We start from the raw sequence: 20,048 nt of genomic DNA, 5'->3' as shown, positions 1-20,048 counted from the left end.
AAACGGCGCTAGTGGACTAGACCTATTGGGGTTCCTCGGGCGAAACTGTCTCCCGTGAAACACGTCATCGCCCTCGATGTGGGCGGCACCGGAATGAAGGCCGCACTGGTCGGGGCCGACGGCACCCTCCTGCACGAGGCCCGCCGCCCGACCGGCCGGGAGCGCGGGGCCGACGCGGTCGTGGAATCGATCCTCGCCTTCGCCGCGGACCTGCGCGCCCACGGCGAGGAGCACTTCGGCGAGAGTGCCGTCGCGGCCGGTGTCGCCGTGCCCGGCATCGTCGACGCGGAGAACGGGGTCGCGGTCTACGCCGCGAACCTGGGCTGGCGTGACGTACCGATGCGGGAACTGCTCGGCAAGCGGCTCGGCGGCGTACCCGTCGCGCTCGGCCACGACGTCAGGACCGGCGGCCTCGCCGAGGGCCGGATCGGCGCGGGCAAGGGCGCCGACCGGTTCCTCTTCATCCCGCTGGGCACCGGAATCGCCGGAGCCATCGGCATCACCGGCTCCATCGAGGCCGGCGCACACGGTTACGCGGGCGAGATCGGGCACATCGTGATCCGCCCGGACGGGCCCGACTGCGGCTGCGGTCAGCGCGGCTGCCTGGAGACCCTGGCGTCCGCCTCCGCGGTCAGCCGGGCCTGGGCCGCCGCCTCCGGCGACCCGCAGGCCGACGCCGCGGACTGCGCGAAGGCCGTCGAATCGGGCGACCCCGCGGCCGTACGGGTCTGGCAGGACGCGGTCGAGGCGCTCGCCGCCGGACTGGTCACCGCACTCACCCTGCTGGACCCCCGCACGCTCATCATCGGTGGCGGGCTCGCCGAGGCCGGGGAAACGTTGTTCGCACCACTCCGTGCGGCCGTCGAGGAACGCGTCACGTTCCAGAAGCTGCCCCACATCGTCCCGGCGGCCCTCGGGGACACCGCCGGATGCCTGGGCGCAGGGCTGCTCGCCTGGGATCTTCTCTCCACGGAGGTATCCGCCTGATGGCCGGACCCGCAGACAGCACGGTTCTCGCAGGGGCCCGGGTGGTTCTCCCCACCGGCACCGTCGAGAACGGCCGGGTGATCGTCGAGGGTGCCCGGATCGCCGGCAGTGCGGGGGCGAACGCCCGGACCGTCGACCTGAGCGGCCACTGGGTCGTCCCCGGCTTCGTCGACCTGCACAACCACGGCGGCGGCGGCGCGTCCTTCACCTCCGGCACCGTGGACGAGGTCCTCAAGGGCGTCCGCACGCACCGCGAGCACGGCACCACCACCGTGGTCGCCTCCACCGTCACCGGCGAGATGGACTTCCTCACCCACCGGGCCGGCGTCCTGTCCGAACTGGTCGAGCAGGGCGACCTGGCCGGCATCCACTTCGAGGGGCCGTTCATCTCGCCGTGCCGCAAGGGGGCGCACAGCGAGGCGCTGCTGCGTCACCCGGACCCGGCCGAGGTCCGCAAGCTGATGGACGCGGCGCGCGGCACCGCGAAGATGGTCACGCTCGCCACCGAACTGCCGGGCGGCATCGACTCGGTCCGGCTGCTCGCCGAGCACGGGGTGATCGCCGCGATCGGGCACACCGACGCGACGTACGAGCAGACCGTCGAGGCCATCGACGCGGGCGCCACCGTCGCCACCCACCTGTTCAACGCGATGCCGCCGCTCGCCCACCGCGAGCCCGGCCCGATCGCCGCCCTCCTGGAGGACGAGCGGATCACCGTCGAGCTGATCGACGACGGCACGCACCTGCATCCGGCGGCCCTGCAGCTGGCGTACCACCACGCGGGCGCCGGCCGCGTCGCGCTGATCACGGACGCGATGGACGCGGCCGGGTTCGGTGACGGCCGCTACCAGCTGGGCCCGCTCGCCGTCGAGGTCCTGGACGGCGTCGCCCGGCTGGTCGAGGGCGGCTCGATCGCCGGGTCCACACTCACCCTGGACACCGCGTTCCGCCGGGCCGTGACCGTCGACCGGATCCCGGTCGCCGACGTCGTGCAGTCCATCTCCGCCAACCCGGCGCGACTGCTCGGCATGTACGACAAGGTCGGCTCGCTGGACCCGGGCAAGGACGCGGACCTGGTCGTCCTGGACGCGGACTTCGTACTCAAGGGCGTCATGCGCAAGGGTGAATGGGTAATTGAGCCCGAACTCGGGTGATTTTGTCCATTCTTGACAGCGGGTCGAATACGTAACGAAGAGACAGCGGTTGGCCCCGAGGTCTGGGCCGACCGCCCGCTCTTTGGCATGATCCCTTCGTAAACAGCAGGGAAAGCGCGTTCTGGCAAGGGATCCGCGCTCCGGCACGGATCGAAGGAGTGGCCGAGGTGATCCTCACGGTCACGCTGAACACGGCGCTCGACCTGACCTACGGTGTACCGGCGTTGGTCCCGCACACCAGCCACCGCGTCGGCGACGTCTCCGAACGCCCGGGCGGCAAGGGGCTCAACGTGGCCAGGGTGCTCTCCGCACTCGGTCACGAGGCGGTGGTCACCGGCTTCGCCGGAGGTTCCACCGGTGCCGTCCTCCGCGAGCTCCTGGCGGACCTCCCGCCGCACGACGCGCTCGTCGCCGTCTCCGGAAACACCCGGCGCACCATCGCGGTCGTCGATGCGTCCACCGGCGACACCACCCAGCTCAACGAACCCGGCCCACTCGTCAGCGCCGACGAGTGGGCCGCCTTCCTCACCGCGTACGGAAAGCTCCTCGCCGAAGCGGACGCGGTCGCCCTCTGCGGCAGCCTGCCGCCCGGGATCCACGTCGGCGCCTACGCCGAGCTGGTCCGGCTGGCCCGCGCGGCAGAGGTACCCGTGCTCCTCGACACCAGCGGCGAACCACTGCGCCGGGGCATAGCCGCCCGCCCCGACCTGATCAAGCCGAACGCCGACGAGCTCGCCCAGCTCACCGGCGGCCGCGAGCCGCTGCGTGCCACCCGCGACGCCCGCCGCCGCGGTGCGGCCGGCGTCATCGCCTCGCTGGGCGCCGACGGCATGCTCGCCGTCACGCCGGAGGGTGTCTGGCGGGCGGCACCGCCCGACCGGGTCGCGGGCAACCCGACCGGGGCGGGCGACTCCGCGGTGGCCGGGCTGCTCTCCGGGCTCGTCGAGGGGCTCGGCTGGCCGGACCGGCTGCGCAGGGCGGTGGCACTGTCGACGGCGACCGTGCTGGCCCCGGCCGCCGGGGAGTTCGACCGCGCCGCATACGAGGAACTGCTGCCGCGTGTCGGCATCGAGGATCTGGCCCCGGCGGTCTGAACACCGCAGGGCCTTCCGCACCAACGCACCATCCGCACCGTCAGAAGTCTCAGGGGTCAGCATGCCGCTCGTCAGCACCGGTGAACTCGTCTCGGCCGCCCAGGCCGACGGCCGCTCAGTCGCCGCCTTCAACGTCATCACGCTGGAGCACGCGGAGGCCATCGCCACGGGTGCGGAGCGCGCCGGAGCGCCCGCCATCCTGCAAATCTCCGAGAACGCGGTGAAGTTCCACGGCGGGCGGCTCTCCGCCGTCGCCGCCGCGGCCGCCGCCGTCGCCCGCGCCTCCGGCGCGCCGCTCGCTCTCCACCTCGACCACGTCGAGTCCGTGGAGCTGCTGCACCAGGCGGAGGCGGAAGGCTTCGGCTCGGTGATGTTCGACGCCTCGAAGCTGAGCTACGAGGAGAACGTGCGGGCCACGGCCGACGCGGTCGCCTGGGGGCACGAGCGCGGCATCTGGATCGAGGCGGAGCTCGGCAAGGTCGGCGGCAAGGAGGGCGAGGCGCCGCTCGACGCGCACGCCCCGGGCGTCCGGACGGACCCGGCGGAGGCCGCCGCCTATGTGGCGGCGACGGGTGTGGACGCGCTGGCCGTCGCGGTCGGCTCCTCGCACGCGATGACGGAACGCACCGCCGCCCTGGACCACGCCCTCATCGGCCGGCTGCGCGACGCGGTCCCGGTCCCGCTGGTGCTGCACGGTTCCAGCGGCGTGCCGGACGAGGAGATCCGTCAGGCGGTCGCCTCCGGCATGCGCAAGATCAACGTGGGTACGGCGCTGAACACGGCGTTCACCGGTGCGGTGCGGGCGTACCTGGCCGAGGACCCGACGGGCGTCGACCCGCGCAAGTACCTCGTCCCGGGCCGCGAGGCGATGGCCGCCACGGTGGCCGGGTTCCTGGCACTGATGGGCTGAGGCGCCCCCTACGGAACGGCCCCACCGCCCGCTTCGGGTGGTGGGGCCGGACTGCGTCTGCGTCGGGGAGAGCTCAGCCCGTGCCCGTGTAATGGCCGGCCTTCAGCGACAGCTGGTCCAGGTTGGCGTCGCACTGGTCGCCCTCGCGGCAGGAGATCATGAGTGTGTTCGATCCCTTGTTGAGGTTGACGTAGGCGTACGTCGTCGTCCAGCCCTTCTCCAGGTCGCCGTCCGGGGCGTGCGCGAAGTTCTTCATGTTGATCGAGCGGGGGGCCTCGGCGTTCACCGTGAGCGACGTCTTGGCGTCCTTGCCGGGCACGCCGTACGTCACGAACAGCGTGTACTCGCCGGTCGACGGCACCTCGACCGACCAGGTCGCGGACCTGCCGACCTCGTTCAGGTTGATGTACTGGCCATTGGCGCTCCTCGCACCCTTGACCGAGTTGTCGAGCGTGGCCGTGCCGCCCAGCTTCAGCGTCGCCGCGTCCTGCTTCGGCAGCTCCGCCGGGGCCTGGGAGCTCTTCTCGGACTGCCCCGGCTTCGGGGACTGGTCGACCTGACCGGCTGCGCCCGCCGACGAGGCGGTCTCGTCCTTCTTGCCGTCCTTGCCGTCGTTCGTGATCATCGCGACCCCGATGCCGATCAGCACCACCGCGACCACGGCGATCGCGCCGATCAGCAGACCCTTGGTGTTCGGGCCGCCGCTGCCGGGGCCGCCGGAACGGCCGCGACCGCCCTGCGCCGGGACATGGGCGGTGGGCGCACCACCGGGGTAGGTCTCGGGGGCGGCGTACTGCGCGTTCGGGCGGCCGTACTGCTGCTGGGCCTGCTGCCCGTAACCCTGCTGCTGGCCGTACCCCTGCTGCTGACCGTAGGGCTGCTGCTGACCGTAAGGCTGCTGCTGGCCGTAGGGCTGCTGCGGCGGCACCTGCTGGCCGTACTGGCGCTCGCCGACGGTCCGCACCTGGTTGTACGAGGTTCTGGGCACGCCGGGCTGCGAGCCTGGACCCGGGTAGCCGTAACCGCCCTGCCTCGGCGGCTGGGCGCCGGACGCCTGTCCGTCCTCGTACAGGTAGCCGAACGGATCGTCGTCCTCGGGTGTGCTTGCGCCGTTGTTCCCGGCCGTCATCCCTGGGTCACTCCTCACCATGTCGCCAGCCGTCGCCGAATATCGCCAGCCGTCGCCGACCGGCCGAGCCTACCTCGTACGGAGCACACCAAGAATTGCCGTCGGCCGTCGGGGGGCCGTTCCGGAACCGGGGTGGGGTACGGGAGAGGACCTGCCGTGAACGTCAGCCGGCCCTGCGGTGAACCTTCGAACGGGACCGCTTCTCCACGTACATCCGCTGGTCGGCGGAGCGCAGCACCTCTTCCGCGGTCATGCCGCAGCCGGCCCAGCCGATCCCGAAGCTCGCCCCGACCCGCACCGCGCGGCCGTCCACCCGAATGGGCGGAATGATGGCGTTTCGCAGCCGTACGGCCAGGTCCGCGGCGTCCGCGGCGCCGAGTCCGTCCGCGAGCACGACGAATTCGTCACCCCCGAGCCGGGCGACGGTGTCGCCGTCGCGCACACAGGTGGTGAGCCGCCGGGCCACCTCGATCAGCACGGCGTCGCCGGTGTGGTGCCCGAAGCGGTCATTGATGGACTTGAAGCCGTCGAGGTCGCAGAAGAGGACGGCGAGCCCCTTGCTGCCGTCGTCGTGCTCGCTGTCGGGCGCCACGGCGTGGACGTGGTGGTCGTACGGGCCACCGCCCATCGCGGCGTCCGCCTCGAAGCCGTCGGCACGGAAGGCGTGCGTCCTGTCCTCGACATCGCCGTAGGCCGCGTCGAGCGCCTCCACGGCGGTGGTCGCGGTCGCGTGCGGGCGCTCACAGAGCCGGGCGCCGAGCCGGGCGCGCAGCTCGGCGCTGTTGGGCAGGCCGGTCAGCGCGTCGTGCGAGGCACGGTGGGCGAGGTGCAGCTCGTGCCGCTTGCGCTCCTCTATGTCCTCGACATGGGTGAGGAGGAAACGCGGCCCGTCGGCGGTGTCCGCCACGACGGAGTTGCGCAGCGATACCCAGAGGTAGGTGCCGTCGCGGCGGCTGAGCCGCAGCTCGGCGCGGCCGCCCTCGGCGGAGGTCCGCAGCAGGGTGCCGATGTCCTCGGGGTGTACGAGGTCGGCGAAGGAGTGGCGGCGCAGGACGGAGGCGGGGCGGCCCAGGAGCCGGCACAGGGCGTCGTTGGTGCGCAGCAGCCGGCCGTGCTGGTCGCCGCCCATCTCGGCTATCGCCATGCCGCTGGGGGCGTACTCGAAGGCCTGCCGGAAGGATTCCTCACTGGCCCGCAGCGCCTGCTGTTCACGTTCCAGCCGCACCAGGGCGCGCTGCATGTTGGCCCGGAGCCTGGCGTTGCTGATCGCGATGGCTGCCTGCGACGCGTACATCTGGAGCGCCTCGCGCCCCCAGGCGCCGGGCCGGCGGCCGTTGCGCGGACGGTCGACGGATATGACGCCGAGCAGGTCGAGCCCACCGCCCGACGCGTACATGGGGGCGTAGAGCCGGTCCTGCGGATGCCACTCGTCGTCGAAGCGGGGTTCGGGGCCCTCGGTGTGCCACTGCGGTACGTCGTCGTCGAGCAGGACCCAGCCGTCGGTGTGCGATATGAAGCAGAGCCCGTCCCAGGCCTCACCCATGGCGAGCCTGCGCTCCCAGGAGGCACGGGAGCCGACGCGGCCGGTGATCAGGGACTCGGCGGCGGAATTGCCGGCGAACGCGGCGACGACGAGATCGCCGTCGGGGCGGACGAGATTGACGCAGGCAAGCTCGTAGCCGAGACCGGCGACGATTCCGTCGGCCACGGTCTGCAGCGTGTCGGCCAGGCTCCGCGCCGTATTGAGATCGGCGACGGCCTGGTGCAGCTGCCGCATCGTCGCAAGACGGACGTACGGCTCCGACTCGGCCTCCATTGCTCGCACTCCCCGAGACCTCGACAGCACTCCAGGTTTCATATCGACGTACTTGTTCGCAGTGTCACGGCCACTGAATCACAGTGAGCTGTGCACCCGGTACACAGGGTCAACAAATATTGCTCTCTGTGACTCAAGTCACAACAGATGGTGAAGGCTTCGACTGCCCCCGGAAGCAGATCCGTCCTTTTTCCTGAACGCAGTCCTACGCTGCGCCGCACCGCGCGGCGCCGTCTCCGTCCGGGCCCATGGGGCCGGAGTCCTAGGACCCGACTGGTCCCCTGGCCCGATGCGGCAACGTACGGACCGCCACTAGCGTGCCCGGTGTGTTGCAGACGAAGCCCCCCACCCCCCGGTCCGAGCCCATCCCCCATGCTGAGGGGGTGAGCAACGAGGAGTTCCGCGCCGCCCTCTCCCGGCTGGCCGCAGGCGTGGTGCTGATCACCGCGGAGGAACCGCCGCTCGACGAGCACGGGCGGGGCGAGGACGTCGGCATGACGGCGACCGCCTTCATGTCCGTGTCGCTGGACCCGCCACTGGTCCTGGTGAGCCTGCGCAACGGCTCCCGGATGGACGATCTGCTGGACGAACAGCCGCTGTGGGCGGTGTCGGTGCTCGGCGAGAGCCAGCGGCACATCGCGGGGCGGTTCGCGATGAAGGGCCGGATCAGCGACCGGCTGCTCTTCGAGGACATCCCTTGCGCACGGGGAGAGGTGTCGGGCGCGCCGCTGGTCGGCGGGGCCCTCGCCACCCTGGAGTGCCGGACCGAGCAGCGGGTGCCCGCGGGCGACCACACTCTGGTGATCGGGCGGGTGGTGAGCGCGTCGCTGCCGAGTGCCGACGGCGGACCGCTGACGTACTTCCAGGGGCGCTACCGGCAGCTGGGCTGACCGGTGATCACCCGCGGCCGGAGCGGCCCGGCGTCACGCGCGGCTACCAGTCACGGCCGGAGCGACCGCGTTTCGTGTCGCCGCGCTGCTTCTTCTCGCGCAGCCTCCGCTCGTTGATCCCGCGCGGGATCCTGGTCTTACGGCGCGGCTTGGGGGGCGGCGCTGTGGCCTCGGCCAGCAGCGAGGCGAGGCGGACCAGGGCGGTCTCGCGGTTGCGCCACTGGGACCGGTGCTCCGACGCCCGTACGGTGACCACGCCGCTCACCAGCCTGCTCTCCAGCCGCTGGAGCGCCCGTTCCTTCCACACCTCGGGGAGCGACTCGGTCGCCGCGAGGTCGAAACGGAGCTCCACCTGGGAGTCGCTGGTGTTGACGTGCTGACCGCCGGGCCCGGAGGACCGCGAGAAACGCCACATGAGCTCGGCCTCCGGCAGGGAGACCGAACCGCGGATGACATAGGGCCCGGACATGACACCCATGTTCCCTGCCCGGCAGCCCGTTCGTCACCTCCTTTTGCCACGCCCGGCGGCCGGTCCGGTGAAGAAAGCCCGGTAAAGAAAGTAAAGAGAGCAGGAACCTCCCGGTCCTCCGCCTGCGTTATGACGGGTGACGGTAGCTTCGTGAGCGCACGAAGCCCGCACACGACGATGAAAGGGACTTCCCATGGCAGTAAGCCTGTCCAAGGGCGGCAACGTCTCGCTCACCAAGGAGGCCCCGGGCCTGACCGCCGTCACGGTCGGCCTCGGCTGGGACGTCCGCACCACCACCGGTACCGACTTCGACCTCGACGCCTCGGCGATCGCGGTGAACCCGGGAGGGAAGGTCGTCTCCGACGGCCACTTCGTCTTCTTCAACAACAAGTCGACGCCGGACCAGACCATCGTCCACACCGGTGACAACGTCACGGGCGCGGGCGAGGGTGACGACGAGCAGATCAACGTCAACCTCGCGGGCCTGCCGGCCGACGTCGACAAGATCGTCTTCCCGGTCTCCATCTACGACGCCGAGACCCGCAGCCAGAACTTCGGCCAGGTGCGCAACGCGTTCATCCGCATCATCAACCAGGCCGGCGGCACCGAGATCGCCCGCTACGACCTGAGCGAGGACGCCGCCACCGAGACCGCGATGGTCTTCGGCGAGCTGTACCGCAACGGCGCGGAGTGGAAGTTCCGTGCCGTGGGCCAGGGCTACGCCTCGGGCCTGCGCGGCATCGCCCAGGACTTCGGCGTCAACCTCTGACGCAGCGCCCCGGGGCCTGAAGGCCGGACCACCGGAGAGCCCCCGGCCGAATGCACCACCGGCCGGGGGCTCCCGCGTGTCCCGTGACGGCGGGGACGGGCCCGGTCTCCGCGCCTCCCGGCATCGGCGGCCCGATCCCCGCGACCCCGCGCCCGCGGAACAGCCTTCGCAGCGCCGTGTGTCCGCGCCCCGGTGTCCGCGACGCAGCCCTCTCGCCACGGCGTACGGAGCGCGCATAGGGTGCGCGGCGTGATCATCGAACCGCTGCGGCCTGCGGCCGACGCCCTCACCGGGCCACTGCTCCACGAAATCACCGCGCTCCACTCGTCCAACCTGACGTACCAACGGCTCAGCGGCGACTTCCCGGACCCCGGCGCCATCCGGCCCGAGCAGGTGGCCGCCTCACTCGCCGGTGAACTGGCCGACCCGGACACCGAGGTGCTGCTCGCCCGCGCGCGGGGGCAGCTGGTCGGCATGGCCATCACCCTCGCGCACCATCCGGATCCGGCCGACCCCGATCCGTGGATCGGGCTGCTCATGGTCGACGCGGGGCAGCACCGCTCCGGATACGGGAGGCGGCTGGCCCGAACCGTCGAGGAGCGGTTCCGGGCGGCGGGGCGCGACGGGATCCGGCTGGCCGTCCTGGAGAACAACCCCGAGGCGCTCGCCTTCTGGACCGCGCTCGGCTACGAGGTCATCGACCACCGGCGCGATCTCCAACAGGGCCGCCCCTGCGCGGTGTTGCGCAAGCCGCTGGAGTCCGCCGAATAACGGACACCGACGCATCCCAGTCGGACAAGAAGTGGTCAAAAGAATGTGAGGCAATTGTCGGCACGCCGTCAAAATCGTTCATCCGGTGGCACGCTCTCCGCTCGTAACCCCCCACGGAACGAGCAACGGAGAACGCATGACCCCCCACATGAACACCCGTCGCGCCGCAGCCCTGGCCGCCGTGGCCGCGATGGTCGTCGTCTCCCTGCAGACCGGTGCGGCCGACGCCGCCCAGAGCACCGCCGCGAAGAACCCGATCGGCGCGAACAGCGCGACCGGGCGCGCCGCCGCCATCAAGTCCGCCCAGACGGACAGCGCTTCGACGGCCGACGCGCTCGGTCTCGGCAGCCGGGAGAAGCTGATCGCCCGCGACGTCATCAAGGATGCCGACGGGACCGTCCACACCCGCTACGAGCGCACCTACGCCGGGCTTCCGGTCCTCGGCGGCGACCTCGTCACCCACACCACCGGAAGCGGGAAGCTCAGGAGCGTCACCCGGGCGACCGGGGCCCGGATATCGGTGCCCTCGACCCAGGCCACGGCGAAGACGGTCGCGGGCGCCCGCAAGGTGATCTGGGCGGGCGGCGGCAAGCCCGTCCTCGCCTTCGAAGCCGTCCGGACCGGTGTGCAGAAGGACGGCACGCCCAGCAGGCGCCACATCATCACGGACGCCGCCACCGGCAGGACCCTGCACAGCTACGAGGCGATCGAGACCGGCGTCGGCAACAGCCAGTACAGCGGCAAGGTCGACCTCTCGACCACGGCGAGCGGTTCCGGCTTCGAGCTGACCGACGGCGACCGCGGCGGCCACAGGACGTACGACCTGAACCAGGGCGAGAGCGGCACCGGCGCCCTGGTCACCGACGCCGACGACACCTGGGGCGACGGCACCGGCAACGACCGGCAGACCGCCGCGGTCGACGCCCACTACGGCGCCGCCAAGACCTGGGACTTCTACAAGTCCGTGCTGGGCCGCGACGGTATCGCCGGCGACGGCAAGGCCGCGTACTCCCGCGTCCACTACGGCAACGCGTACGTCAACGCGTTCTGGGACGACAGCTGCTTCTGCATGACGTACGGCGACGGCGCCGACAACAAGAGCGCCCTCACCGGCCTCGATGTCGCGGGCCACGAGATGAGCCACGGCCTGACCGCGTCGACCGCCAACCTCGACTACGCCGGCGAGTCGGGCGGACTCAACGAGGCGACCAGCGACATCCTCGGCACCTCGGTCGAGTTCTTCGCCGACAACAGCAGCGACGTCGGCGACTACCTGATCGGCGAGAAGATCGACATCAACGGCGACGGCACGCCGCTGCGCTACATGGACAAGCCGAGCAAGGACGGCGGTTCGGCGGACTACTGGAGCGCCGGTGTCGGCGATCTCGACGTGCACTACTCCTCCGGCGTCGCCAACCACTTCTTCTACCTGCTGGCCGAGGGCAGCGGTGCGAAGACCATCAACGGGGTCGCCTACGACTCCCCGACCGCCGACGGCTCGACCGTCACCGGCATCGGCCGGGACAAGGCCGTCCTGATCTGGTACAAGGCGCTCTCCGAGTACATGACCTCGTCCACCGACTACGCGGCCGCACGCACGGCCACCGAGAAGGCGGCGACCGACCTGTACGGCGCGGGCAGCGCGGAGCTCACGGCCGTGGACGCCGCCTGGTCGGGCGTCAACGTGAAGTAGCCGCCGCCCCTGCGGTGTGCCGGAGCCGGTCAGTCATCCGTGGCGGGCCGGCTCCTGCCGTACAGCCAGGTGTCCCACAGATCCGTCAGGTCCAGGCCCGTCGCCTTCTCCGTGTAGGCGGTGAAGTCCGCCGTCGACGCGTTGCCGTGGCGATGCGCCTTCGTCCAGCCCGCGACGAGCGCGAAGAACCGCTTGTCGTCGCCCACGGCCTGCCGGATCTTGTGGACGACCATCGCCCCGTGCCCGTACACCGGAGCCTTCGAGATGTCCGCGGCCGTCGGCGGGTCGGCGGGCGGGAAGGCCCAGTTGGCGTCGTCGCCGAAGGCCCGGTCGAAGCTCTCCTGGACGGGGACACCCTCCTTGTCCGCCTCCCACAGCCACTCCGCGTACGTCGCGAAGCCCTCGTTGAGCCACATGTCCCGCCAGCTCCCGGGGGTGACGGAGTCCCCGAACCACTGGTGGGACATCTCGTGGACGAGGAGTCCGGCGTCCGGCGGTCCGGGGAAGAACGGCCGGTTCTGGGTCTCCAGCGCATATCCGGCGTCGTGGGTGCGGTCGACGATCGCTCCGGTGGAGGAGAACGGGTACGGGCCGAAGCGCGCGGCCTCCCACTTCACGATCTCGGGAATCCGGGCGAGGGTCCGGGCGCTCGCCACCGCCGACTTCGGGTCCACGGCCGTGAACACCTTGATGCCGTCGGGGGTGGTCGACGTCTTCGTGTCGAAGCGCCCGACGGCGAGCGTCGCGAGATAGGTCGCCATGGGCGCGGCGGTGTGCCAGTGGTACGTGGTGGTGGCGCCCGCGGTGCTGCGGGCGGTCAGCTCACCGTTGGACACGGCGGTCAGGCCCTTGGGGACGGTGACCGTGAGGTCGTACGACGCCTTGTCGCTGGGGTGGTTGTTCCCGGGGAACCAGGCCATCGCGCCGACCGGCTCGCCGAGGGCGACCGAACCGTCCGCGGTCCGCAGCCAGCCCTCCTTCGACCCGTCCGGGTCGGTGAGGGTCAGCGGGCGGCCCGAGTAGTGGACGACCGTACGGAACGTCCGGCCCCGGTGGAGACGGCTCTCGACCTCGGCGTCGGGGCGCAGGGTCAGCTCATGGGCCGCCCGGTTGACGGCCGCCGGATGCCCCTCGACCTCTGCGGACCGCACGGTCATCCCGGCCAGATCGAGATTGAACGCGCTGAGGTCCTGGGTGGCGCGCGCGGTGATCACGGCGGTGCCGCGCAGCTGCCGGCCGGCCGGGTCGACGTCGAGGGTGAGGCCGTAGTGCGTGACGTCGTACCCGCCGTTGCCGGCCTTCGGGAAGTACGGGTCACGCAGCCCGGCGGCGCCGGGGGTGCCCTCCACGCCACCGGTCCCGCCGGCGCACGCGGTGGTGAGGGCGGCGACGGTGGCGGTGAAGGCCAGGAACAGGGCGGTGGGGCGCACACGGTGATCCTATGTGCCGAATGTCCGTTTGGTGGATCGGTGGATCCTCATCTCGGGTCCCGGTTCCGCAGCAGCGCCGCGATCTCCTCGAACCCGCGCCGCTCCGCATGTTCCAGCGCCGTCACCCCGTCGCCGTCCGGCAGACCCGGGGTCGCGCCCGCAGCCAGCAGCAGTTCGACGATCTCCTGATGCGCGAGATGGGTGGTCTGCTGGAGGTTGCGGTCCGCCGTGTCGGCCGTGACGGCGGCGGCCGGGGCGGAAGCGCTCGCCGACATGGCACTTCGCCGCGATCCGCTCGGCGGCCCAGGGCCGCACCACGCTCTCCGCACCGGTCGCCGGCCGGGTCATGGCCCGCATGCGCAGCCCGCTGCCGACGCTCACGGACCGCGAACGCGACATCCTGGGCCAGTTGTCCCGGGGCCTGGGCAACCGGGACATCGCCCGCGCCCTGTTCATCAGCGAGGCCACGGTCAAGACGCACCTGGGCCGCATCTACGACAAACTCGGCGTCGACACCCGCGCGGGCGCCGTGTCCGTGGCGAAGGAGCAGCGGCTGCTGCCGTGAGCCGGGCCGCCCGCGGTCCCGGCGGGGCGCAGCGGGGTGACGGGGGCGACCGGCCGCTGCGGCGTTGACGCAGCCCCGGGCATGACACCATCGAAGTGTGCTCGACATCGGCTACTCCCTCTCCCGACGCTTCCCCGATCCTCCGCAGACCGACTACCGCCGCGCGGACGTCCACGCCCTGCGGCACGATCTGTTCTCCGGGGACGTCTATCTCGCGGACACCAAGGCGGACCGCGAAGTATCCACAGCCTGGGGATGGGTTCCCGTACTCGACTTCGCCTGGGCGCTGTGCGACATCGTCGAGCAGATCGACCAGGACCCCCGCGGCAACCGCTCGCACCGGCGGCAGTTCGCCGAGCTGGACTTCACCGAGTCGTCCGACCGGATGCTCTTCGAGCGCCGCTTCGGTTGGGTCGATGTCGAAGCCGACTGGATGCCCGGCGACGAGCCCCCGTTGACCTTCGGCCACTCCCTCCTGCGCCGCGAGGCCCGCGACTTCCTGCACGACCTGATCGCGGACCTCGCCGACATGCACGAGGGCCTCGCCGACAACCCCGTCGTCTGGGACCTCCAGGCCCGCTTCCCCCGGGTCTGACGCGGGCCCGCGGGTCTACGCCTCCACCCGCACCCCGATCTGTGCCGCGAACGCCGGGGCCAGCTCCATCAGCTGCGCCGGACTGATCACCGCCCCCGCCAGCCGCTCCACCCCGCGCGCGATGTCGAGCTCGGCGACCGTCCGCAGGTCCACCGACTCCATCCGCACGGCACTGAAGTCGGCCCGCTTCAGCACACAGTCACGGAACTCCACCCGCACCAGCTGCGCGTCCCCGAAGTCCGGTTCGGAGAGCACGCAGCCCTCGAAGACCACGTCCTTCAGCCGCGCCTTGCGCAGGTTCAGATAGTCGATCTTCCCGCCGCGCACATGGACCCGCTCCAGCACCGCGCCGTGCAACTGCACCCCGCCGAGCCGCGCGTCCACCACCTCCACATCGCGCAGCGACGCCCCCGCCAGGTCGGTGCCGACCCCCCGTACCCCCGTCAGCACCGAGTCGATGAAGCGGGCCCTGATCAGCTCCGTACGGTCGAGGGCGCATCCCTCCAACGCACAGTCCATGAACCGGGCTCCCGGACCCGACTCGTCCGCGAGATCGGTCCCCTCGAACCGCACACCGTCGTAGTCCCCGTCCGGCTCCAGCCCCTCACCGCCGTACGGAACGAGCGGCGGCAACCGCACCTCCGGCCGCCGCGCCGCCGCGACGCCGCCCTTTCCGCCCGCGCCCTCACTCCTGCTGTTACGTGCCATGCCCCCATCGTGACCCACGCCACTGACAGCGCCCCGCGCCGATGTCACACATCGGCGCTTGCATACGTCCACTCTGTGACGCCTTCTTCGACCGAGGGGACCGATACGCATGCAGCGCATCCACATCATCGGCGGCGGCCTGGCAGGGTTCACCGCAGCGATCACGGCCGCGGAGTCGGGCGCCCTGGTGACCGTCCACGAGGCCCACCACACCCTCGGCGGCCGTGCCAGGACCGCCGAAGGCCCGTACCGCACCAACGACGGACCCCACGCCCTCTACCGCCACGGACCGCACTGGGCCTGGCTCGCGCAGCGCGACCTCCTCGGCCCGGCCGTCACCGTGCCGCTCCTTCAGGCCGGCAGGTTCCACTTCCGGCTGGGCGGCACCCTGCGCAGGACCCCGCCTCTCGCCCTCCTCCGGCTGGCCCGCCGCCGGGCCGAACACGCCCCAGTCGAAGCCGACTTCCACTCCTGGGCCGCCGCCCAGGTGGGCGAGGAGGGTGCCCGCGCGGCCGCCCGTTACGCCGCTGTCGCGCTGTACCACCACGACCCCGGTTCGCTCTCCGCCGCGTTCGTCCAGGAGCGGCTGCGCCGGGCCGCCGCGCTGCCGCCCGAGGCCCGCTACCCGGTCGGCGGCTGGGCTCAGATCATCGACCGGATGGCCGCGCGCGCCTGGAACCTGAGCGTCCGGATCGAGACGGCGACCCGGATCGACCCGGGCACCCTCGACCGCCTGGCCCGCAGCGGCCCGGTCGTCGTCGCCACCTCCCTCGACGCCGCCCGCATCCTGCTCCGCGACCCCACGCTGACCTGGGAGAGCGGCAGGACCGCCCTGATCGACCTGGCCCTGCGCACCCGGCGCGGCGACGCGTTCGTCGTCTCCGACCTCGACGCCCCTGGCTGGACGGAACGCTTCAGCGCTCAGGACCGCACCCTCGCCCCGGCGGGCCGGCAGCTCGTCCAGGGCCAGATTCCCGTCGCCCCCGGCGAATCGAAGGCGGCCGGCATCGCCCGGGCCGAAGACCTCCTCGACCTCGGCTTCCCGGGCTGGCGCGACCGCGTCGAGTGGCGCCGCGAGGCCCTCGCCACCGGCCGTACGGGCGCGGTCGACCGCCCCGGCACCACCTGGCGGGACCGCCCGGCCATCGACCGCGGCAACGGCATCTACCTCGCGGGCGACCAGGTCGCGGCGCCCGGACTGCTCAGCGAGGTGTCGTTCAACAGTGGAATGGAGGCCGCCGTGCTCGCGCTCGGAGCGGGCGGACGACCGCGACCGGCCCGTCAGACGCTCGACGTGAACGGGGCCGAGGCCGGAGGGTGAACCCCGGCGACCGGTCACCCCGAGGAACCCTGCCGCGCACCGGAGCGGCCGCCGCCCACCGCGCCCTGCACACGCACGGCGCGGTGGGCGAGGCCGCCCTCGTGCCGTAGGGACTGTCCGGCAGAGGTCAGCCGCCGAGCTCCACCAGCGCCCCGTCCGTCAGCCGGTACACCGTCCACTCGCCCTGCGGCCGCGCGCCCACCGACTCGTAGAAGGCGATGGACGGGGCGTTCCAGTTCAGCACCGACCACTCCAGGCGCTCGTACCCGCGCTCCACACAGATCCGCGCCAGCTCCGTCAGCAGCGCCTTGCCGTGTCCGCCGCCGCGCCGCTCGGGGCGTACGTACAGGTCCTCCAGGTATATGCCGTGCACCCCGCGCCACGTCGAGAAGTTCAGGAACCAGAGCGCGAAGCCGACGATCTCGCCGTCCTCGTCCGACTCGGCGATGTGCGCGTACGCGGCGGGCCGCTCGCCGAACAGCGCCTCGCGCAACTGCTCCTCGGTGGCGTTCGCCTCGTGAAGCGCCTTCTCGTACTCGGCGAGCTCACGGACCATGGAGTGGATGGCAGGGACATCGGCAGGGACAGCGGTACGAATCATGGGGGCAGCCTAAGACCGGTCGGTCCGAGCAGCCGCCCACGCTCCCCCGCTCCGCCCTCCCCCTCAGCTCTCGCCCCGGCCCAGCAGCCGACGGGCGATCTCCGACTGCTCCGGCAGCAGGCGGCACCCCCCGTCCGCCACCGCCCAGATGCCGTTCTGCAACGCCCGCCCCAACGTCCAGGCGCGCGCCCGCTGACGGTCGAGTCCCAACGCCTCCGTCATCAGATCGAACCGCCACCGCACCGCCGACGCGTCGAACCGGTTGAACAGGGCGGGCATCAGATCGAACCCCGGGTCCCCGGCGAGCGGCTTCGGGTCGAGCGCGATCCACTCGTGCGCCCGGCCCTCCTCCGCCCGCCCGGCCAGGATGTTGTCGAAGTGCAGATCCCAGTGGAGCAGCCGGTCCCCCGGCTCGGCCGCCACCTCCCGTACCGCCGCCGCGCAGTCCGCCAGCAGCCGCCGCTCCTCCGCGTCCGCCAGCCCCGCCACCGTCTGCTCCACCCCGCCCAGCATCAGCTCCGTCAGGTCCCCGAGCCGTCGCAGACCATCCGGTGCCGGTACGGACGTCAGCCGGGCCAGCAGTCCGGCGAGCACCTCCACCGCGGCCCGCTCGTCCGTCACCTGCGACAGCGGCCGCCGCTCGTCCAGCCGCTCCAGCAGCATCGTGCCGGTCCCCGGGTCGTGGCCGAGCAGCTCCACCGCTCCCGCTCCCGCCGCGCCCCACGCGCGCAGTGCGACCGGCTCCCCCGCGGTCTCCTCGTCCTGCGCCTGGAGCTTCAGCGCCGCCCGCCGGCCGTCCGGTACCCGCACCACGGGCAGCACCAGCGCGCACACCCCGTACATCGCCTCCCCATCGCGCCGCAGCTGCCACTCGTCGAGGAAGCGGTCCGCGAGCCCCGGCAACGCGGCCAGGAACGCGCGCCCGGCCTCGCCGTTGTACTTGGACTGGGTGGCGATCAGCGCGTCCGGAATGTCAATCACGCACCCGATCGTAGGACCGTGCATCAATCGGTTATGCCCCCCAGCAGCCCGGCCCCGCCGACGTTCCCGCACCCTCTCCCCGAGCGGACCCTGCACACGGTCCGCTCCTGGATCCGCAGCGCCCCCGGCACCTACCTCTGGCTGGCGATCCTCTTCGTCACCACCGTCCTCGTGCACCAGATGTCCCCGGCTTTCGAGGAAGCCTTCCTGCGCCGGAGCTCGACCAACGTCCACGAACTCTCGCGCGACCCGGTACGGGTCCTGATCTCCAGCGCGTTCTGGATCGAGGGCGGCCACTGGCTCCCTTACGCGTTCCTCTACACCGTCTTCCAGGCCCCCGTCGAACGCTGGCTCGGCACACTGCGCTGGTTCGGCGTCGCGGCGCTCTCGCACGTCCTGGCCACGCTCGTCAGCGAAGGCGTCCTGGCCTGGGCCGTCCAGCGGGGGCACGCACCGCAGTCATCGTTCAACGCCCTCGACATCGGGGTCAGTTACGCGCTCGCAGGTGTCGTGGCCGTCCTCACGTACCGCGTCCCCAGCCCCTGGCGGTACGTGTACCTGCTCGCCGTCCTCGCGCTGTACGGCACCCCCCTGGTCACCGGCCGCACCTTCACCGACCTCGGCCATCTGACCGCCGCGCTCATCGGTCTCGCCTGCTACCCGCTGACCCGAAGGAGGGCGGAATGAGCCGGCCCTCGGAGCGGAGAAGCCCCACGGATGCGGCGTGCGCGGACGCGACGTCGACCGCCTCTACGGCGGCGCGGCGGGGCACGGCCCAACGGCCGGCGTGACGACCCTGAAGAGATCGTTCAAGGATGTCCGAGTTCGATCGCATTCGATCCCCGGCAGTTCTGTCATGCCTTGGTCACGAGGGCGCCTCTCGGTTGCACCGGCGGCCCACGGTTCGCAAGGATGGCGGCCTATGGGATCACTTGGTTCGGCAGGGGGAAGCATATGAAGTTCGACATGGGGGCGCAGGTTCTGTCGAATCTGGCGTCGAAGTCGCGTGGTTCGAGTACGGACTTGGGCACGTTGATCCGTCAGCTGGTGGACGCCGCAGCGCCGTTGGAGGGCAAGTTCAACGGTGCGGGGCGGGTGGCGTTCGACTCGTTCAAGGGTCGTTCGCACGAGATCACGGCGGCGCTGAACGGTTCGCTGTCGTCGCTGCTGGGTGGTCAGACGGGCATGGAGAAGGCGTTCGGCACCGGTGACCAGGAGCAGGGTGACAACGCGCGGCAGCAGATGGGCGCCGCCAACTTCGACGCGGCCCGCTTCGGCGGACGCTGACCTTTCGACGGGCAGGGGTTTGTGATGGCTGGTGACAGTGACCGCCGTGCGTACGACACGAGTGCGTCGGCGGATGCGCAGGGCAATCTCCAGATCGTGATCGCGCAGCTGGAGGAAGTGATCGCGGCACGCGACGGGCAGGTCAAGGCCGCGATGGCGGACTTCACCGCGGACGGTGTCGCGGACGAGTACCACGGTAAGGAAATGCGGTGGAACCGGGCCTCGCACGAGGTCAAGAGCATCATCCACCTGCTGAAGACGACGCTGGAGAAGAACGACGGCACCGCGCAGCACACGATCACGCGCGCGAAGGCAGCAGTCGACAACATCGGCTGACCTGGGCGGGCGGGCACCAGGTGGCAACGGGGAACACGAGGTAACGCATGACCGGCTGGGATCTGAAGCCGCAGGGCATTCAGGGCGTGCTGAAGACGACGGGTGAGACGGCGGGCAAGATCGAGACGCACGCGAAGGCGTTCGGCGAGCATCTGACGTCGGCGGCGACGAGTGCGGGCACGGTCTCCGCCGACGGCGGGGACGGTGGCGGTGGCGGCAAGGGCGGTGAGAAGGCGACGGGCGGTCTCGTCGCGCTGGCACTGTCGCAGTACGCCGAACACGCCACGTCCGACCTGAAGTTCATCGCGGCGCGGGCCGGGAAGTCGCTCACCGGTGCGGTGGACGCGACGACCGCGTACCTGAACGGTGATCTGGAGATGGCCGCCGAGTCGCAGCGCAAGGCACTGGGTGTGCCCGACCTCGACCTCACCAAGCCCGGGGTGCAGACCAAGTGATCAAGCCTGAGGCGATACCCCAGTTCACCGGTGATCTGGAGCAGTTGGAGAAGGACTACGCGGGTCTGAAGGCGGACGCGGGTCACA

The 20,048-nt window shown here is 71.4% G+C and carries 22 protein-coding genes and 1 pseudogene; 15 read left to right on the top strand and 8 right to left on the bottom strand.

Features of this window, described 5'->3' with window-relative positions; translation table 11 throughout:
• Nucleotides 1–54 precede the first annotated feature (54 nt).
• From ACFVXE_RS26345 to ACFVXE_RS26330, 4 genes are all read left to right on the top strand, one after another.
• Nucleotides 55–987, top strand: coding sequence for an ROK family protein (locus ACFVXE_RS26345; protein ID WP_389674687.1), 933 nt, complete (start codon nucleotides 55–57; stop codon nucleotides 985–987).
• The gene (nagA, locus tag ACFVXE_RS26340; protein ID WP_389674686.1) at nucleotides 987–2,141 is read left to right on the top strand and encodes an N-acetylglucosamine-6-phosphate deacetylase; all 1,155 of its coding nucleotides are present in this window, start codon (nucleotides 987–989) and stop codon (nucleotides 2,139–2,141) included. Before ACFVXE_RS26345 ends, nagA begins: the two co-directional genes overlap by 1 nt.
• A gap of 167 nt (nucleotides 2,142–2,308) precedes the next feature.
• Nucleotides 2,309–3,235, top strand: a complete 927-nt coding sequence (locus tag ACFVXE_RS26335; RefSeq protein WP_389674684.1) for a 1-phosphofructokinase family hexose kinase — start codon at nucleotides 2,309–2,311, stop codon at nucleotides 3,233–3,235.
• Nucleotides 3,236–3,296: 61 nt separating this feature from the next.
• On the top strand, nucleotides 3,297–4,145 hold the full coding sequence (locus ACFVXE_RS26330; protein ID WP_389674682.1) for a ketose-bisphosphate aldolase: 849 nt from the start codon (nucleotides 3,297–3,299) through the stop codon (nucleotides 4,143–4,145).
• A 73-nt stretch (nucleotides 4,146–4,218) separates the two neighbouring features.
• Here the strand turns inward: ACFVXE_RS26330 and ACFVXE_RS26325 are convergent, their stop codons facing one another.
• Together ACFVXE_RS26325 and cdgB are read right to left on the bottom strand one after the other, a co-directional pair.
• Entirely contained in the window at nucleotides 4,219–5,274 is a 1,056-nt protein-coding gene (locus tag ACFVXE_RS26325; RefSeq protein WP_389674681.1) for a carbohydrate-binding protein, read from the bottom strand.
• Between the two features lie 163 nt (nucleotides 5,275–5,437).
• Nucleotides 5,438–7,090, bottom strand: a complete 1,653-nt coding sequence (cdgB, locus tag ACFVXE_RS26320) for a diguanylate cyclase CdgB (RefSeq protein WP_389674680.1) — start codon at nucleotides 7,088–7,090, stop codon at nucleotides 5,438–5,440.
• 326 nt (nucleotides 7,091–7,416) lie between these two features.
• Between cdgB and ACFVXE_RS26315 the strand changes: the two genes are divergently transcribed.
• Complete coding sequence (locus tag ACFVXE_RS26315) at nucleotides 7,417–7,980, top strand: flavin reductase family protein (protein WP_389674678.1); 564 nt, start codon at nucleotides 7,417–7,419, stop codon at nucleotides 7,978–7,980.
• Nucleotides 7,981–8,023: 43 nt separating this feature from the next.
• On the opposite strand, the gene arfB is transcribed toward ACFVXE_RS26315, so the two are convergent.
• Nucleotides 8,024–8,449 carry an alternative ribosome rescue aminoacyl-tRNA hydrolase ArfB gene (gene arfB, locus ACFVXE_RS26310; protein ID WP_389674676.1) on the bottom strand — a complete coding sequence of 142 codons (426 nt, stop codon included), beginning with the start codon at nucleotides 8,447–8,449 and terminating at the stop codon, nucleotides 8,024–8,026.
• A 193-nt stretch (nucleotides 8,450–8,642) separates the two neighbouring features.
• On the opposite strand from arfB, the gene ACFVXE_RS26305 reads away from it, so the two are divergent.
• The 3 genes from ACFVXE_RS26305 (at nucleotide 8,643) to ACFVXE_RS26295 (ending at nucleotide 11,682) form a co-directional block, all read left to right on the top strand.
• Complete coding sequence (locus ACFVXE_RS26305; protein ID WP_030933124.1) at nucleotides 8,643–9,218, top strand: TerD family protein; 576 nt, start codon at nucleotides 8,643–8,645, stop codon at nucleotides 9,216–9,218.
• A gap of 249 nt (nucleotides 9,219–9,467) precedes the next feature.
• A complete protein-coding gene (locus ACFVXE_RS26300; protein ID WP_389674674.1) occupies nucleotides 9,468–9,989 on the top strand; it encodes a GNAT family N-acetyltransferase in 522 nt (173 codons plus the stop codon).
• A 136-nt stretch (nucleotides 9,990–10,125) separates the two neighbouring features.
• Nucleotides 10,126–11,682: a M4 family metallopeptidase gene (locus ACFVXE_RS26295; protein WP_389674672.1), complete on the top strand. Its 1,557-nt coding sequence runs from the start codon at nucleotides 10,126–10,128 to the stop codon at nucleotides 11,680–11,682.
• A gap of 29 nt (nucleotides 11,683–11,711) precedes the next feature.
• Here the strand turns inward: ACFVXE_RS26295 and ACFVXE_RS26290 are convergent, their stop codons facing one another.
• Both ACFVXE_RS26290 and ACFVXE_RS26285 read right to left on the bottom strand, forming a co-directional pair.
• Nucleotides 11,712–13,097 carry a M1 family metallopeptidase gene (locus tag ACFVXE_RS26290; protein ID WP_389674751.1) on the bottom strand — a complete coding sequence of 462 codons (1,386 nt, stop codon included), beginning with the start codon at nucleotides 13,095–13,097 and terminating at the stop codon, nucleotides 11,712–11,714.
• Between the two features lie 62 nt (nucleotides 13,098–13,159).
• A complete protein-coding gene (locus ACFVXE_RS26285; protein WP_389674757.1) occupies nucleotides 13,160–13,387 on the bottom strand; it encodes a hypothetical protein in 228 nt (75 codons plus the stop codon).
• Between the two features lie 5 nt (nucleotides 13,388–13,392).
• Between ACFVXE_RS26285 and ACFVXE_RS26280 the strand changes: the two are divergent.
• Nucleotides 13,393–13,677, top strand: a pseudogene (locus ACFVXE_RS26280) (response regulator transcription factor); the annotation flags it as partial.
• 97 nt (nucleotides 13,678–13,774) lie between these two features.
• A complete protein-coding gene (locus ACFVXE_RS26275; protein WP_389674670.1) occupies nucleotides 13,775–14,272 on the top strand; it encodes a hypothetical protein in 498 nt (165 codons plus the stop codon).
• A 15-nt stretch (nucleotides 14,273–14,287) separates the two neighbouring features.
• Here ACFVXE_RS26275 and ACFVXE_RS26270 read toward each other — a convergent pair whose 3' ends face one another.
• A complete protein-coding gene (locus ACFVXE_RS26270; protein WP_389674669.1) occupies nucleotides 14,288–14,980 on the bottom strand; it encodes a pentapeptide repeat-containing protein in 693 nt (230 codons plus the stop codon).
• 109 nt (nucleotides 14,981–15,089) lie between these two features.
• Here ACFVXE_RS26270 and ACFVXE_RS26265 point away from each other — a divergent pair, with 109 nt between their 5' ends.
• Entirely contained in the window at nucleotides 15,090–16,301 is a 1,212-nt protein-coding gene (locus tag ACFVXE_RS26265) for an NAD(P)-binding protein (RefSeq protein WP_389674667.1), read from the top strand.
• Nucleotides 16,302–16,428: 127 nt separating this feature from the next.
• Here the strand turns inward: ACFVXE_RS26265 and ACFVXE_RS26260 are convergent, their stop codons facing one another.
• Both ACFVXE_RS26260 and ACFVXE_RS26255 read right to left on the bottom strand, forming a co-directional pair.
• Nucleotides 16,429–16,902, bottom strand: a complete 474-nt coding sequence (locus ACFVXE_RS26260) for a GNAT family N-acetyltransferase (RefSeq protein WP_389674666.1) — start codon at nucleotides 16,900–16,902, stop codon at nucleotides 16,429–16,431.
• 63 nt (nucleotides 16,903–16,965) lie between these two features.
• Nucleotides 16,966–17,907, bottom strand: coding sequence for an aminoglycoside phosphotransferase family protein (locus tag ACFVXE_RS26255; RefSeq protein ID WP_389674664.1), 942 nt, complete (start codon nucleotides 17,905–17,907; stop codon nucleotides 16,966–16,968).
• A gap of 9 nt (nucleotides 17,908–17,916) precedes the next feature.
• On the opposite strand from ACFVXE_RS26255, the gene ACFVXE_RS26250 reads away from it, so the two are divergent.
• From ACFVXE_RS26250 to ACFVXE_RS26235, 4 genes are all read left to right on the top strand, one after another.
• Nucleotides 17,917–18,570, top strand: coding sequence for a rhomboid-like protein (locus tag ACFVXE_RS26250; RefSeq protein WP_389674663.1), 654 nt, complete (start codon nucleotides 17,917–17,919; stop codon nucleotides 18,568–18,570).
• A 267-nt stretch (nucleotides 18,571–18,837) separates the two neighbouring features.
• Entirely contained in the window at nucleotides 18,838–19,170 is a 333-nt protein-coding gene (locus tag ACFVXE_RS26245) for a hypothetical protein (RefSeq protein WP_389674661.1), read from the top strand.
• 24 nt (nucleotides 19,171–19,194) lie between these two features.
• The gene (locus ACFVXE_RS26240) at nucleotides 19,195–19,506 is read left to right on the top strand and encodes a pore-forming ESAT-6 family protein (protein WP_389674659.1); all 312 of its coding nucleotides are present in this window, start codon (nucleotides 19,195–19,197) and stop codon (nucleotides 19,504–19,506) included.
• 47 nt (nucleotides 19,507–19,553) lie between these two features.
• Entirely contained in the window at nucleotides 19,554–19,961 is a 408-nt protein-coding gene (locus ACFVXE_RS26235; RefSeq protein ID WP_389674658.1) for a DUF6507 family protein, read from the top strand.
• Nucleotides 19,962–20,048: the final 87 nt, after the last annotated feature.

Source organism: Streptomyces sp. NPDC058231, assembly GCF_042882275.1.
In the GTDB taxonomy this organism is placed as follows: domain Bacteria; phylum Actinomycetota; class Actinomycetes; order Streptomycetales; family Streptomycetaceae; genus Streptomyces.
The sequence above is the reverse complement of the archived record's forward strand: the minus strand, read 5'-3'. Positions and strand labels throughout refer to the sequence as shown.

What these genes read in the sequence shown, in the direction of transcription:
- nagA (WP_389674686.1), top strand. Translation starts at nt 987, where the DNA reads ATGGCCGGACCCGCAGACAGCACGGTTCTCGCAGGGGCCCGGGTGGTT.
- ACFVXE_RS26330 (WP_389674682.1), top strand. Translation starts at nt 3,297, where the DNA reads ATGCCGCTCGTCAGCACCGGTGAACTCGTCTCGGCCGCCCAGGCCGAC.
- ACFVXE_RS26325 (WP_389674681.1), bottom strand. Translation starts at nt 5,274, where the DNA reads ATGACGGCCGGGAACAACGGCGCAAGCACACCCGAGGACGACGATCCG.
- cdgB (WP_389674680.1), bottom strand. Translation starts at nt 7,090, where the DNA reads ATGGAGGCCGAGTCGGAGCCGTACGTCCGTCTTGCGACGATGCGGCAG.
- arfB (WP_389674676.1), bottom strand. Translation starts at nt 8,449, where the DNA reads ATGTCCGGGCCCTATGTCATCCGCGGTTCGGTCTCCCTGCCGGAGGCC.
- ACFVXE_RS26305 (WP_030933124.1), top strand. Translation starts at nt 8,643, where the DNA reads ATGGCAGTAAGCCTGTCCAAGGGCGGCAACGTCTCGCTCACCAAGGAG.
- ACFVXE_RS26295 (WP_389674672.1), top strand. Translation starts at nt 10,126, where the DNA reads ATGACCCCCCACATGAACACCCGTCGCGCCGCAGCCCTGGCCGCCGTG.
- ACFVXE_RS26285 (WP_389674757.1), bottom strand. Translation starts at nt 13,387, where the DNA reads ATGTCGGCGAGCGCTTCCGCCCCGGCCGCCGCCGTCACGGCCGACACG.
- ACFVXE_RS26270 (WP_389674669.1), bottom strand. Translation starts at nt 14,980, where the DNA reads ATGGCACGTAACAGCAGGAGTGAGGGCGCGGGCGGAAAGGGCGGCGTC.
- ACFVXE_RS26265 (WP_389674667.1), top strand. Translation starts at nt 15,090, where the DNA reads ATGCAGCGCATCCACATCATCGGCGGCGGCCTGGCAGGGTTCACCGCA.
- ACFVXE_RS26260 (WP_389674666.1), bottom strand. Translation starts at nt 16,902, where the DNA reads ATGATTCGTACCGCTGTCCCTGCCGATGTCCCTGCCATCCACTCCATG.
- ACFVXE_RS26255 (WP_389674664.1), bottom strand. Translation starts at nt 17,907, where the DNA reads ATGCACGGTCCTACGATCGGGTGCGTGATTGACATTCCGGACGCGCTG.
- ACFVXE_RS26250 (WP_389674663.1), top strand. Translation starts at nt 17,917, where the DNA reads ATGCCCCCCAGCAGCCCGGCCCCGCCGACGTTCCCGCACCCTCTCCCC.
- ACFVXE_RS26245 (WP_389674661.1), top strand. Translation starts at nt 18,838, where the DNA reads ATGAAGTTCGACATGGGGGCGCAGGTTCTGTCGAATCTGGCGTCGAAG.
- ACFVXE_RS26240 (WP_389674659.1), top strand. Translation starts at nt 19,195, where the DNA reads ATGGCTGGTGACAGTGACCGCCGTGCGTACGACACGAGTGCGTCGGCG.
- ACFVXE_RS26235 (WP_389674658.1), top strand. Translation starts at nt 19,554, where the DNA reads ATGACCGGCTGGGATCTGAAGCCGCAGGGCATTCAGGGCGTGCTGAAG.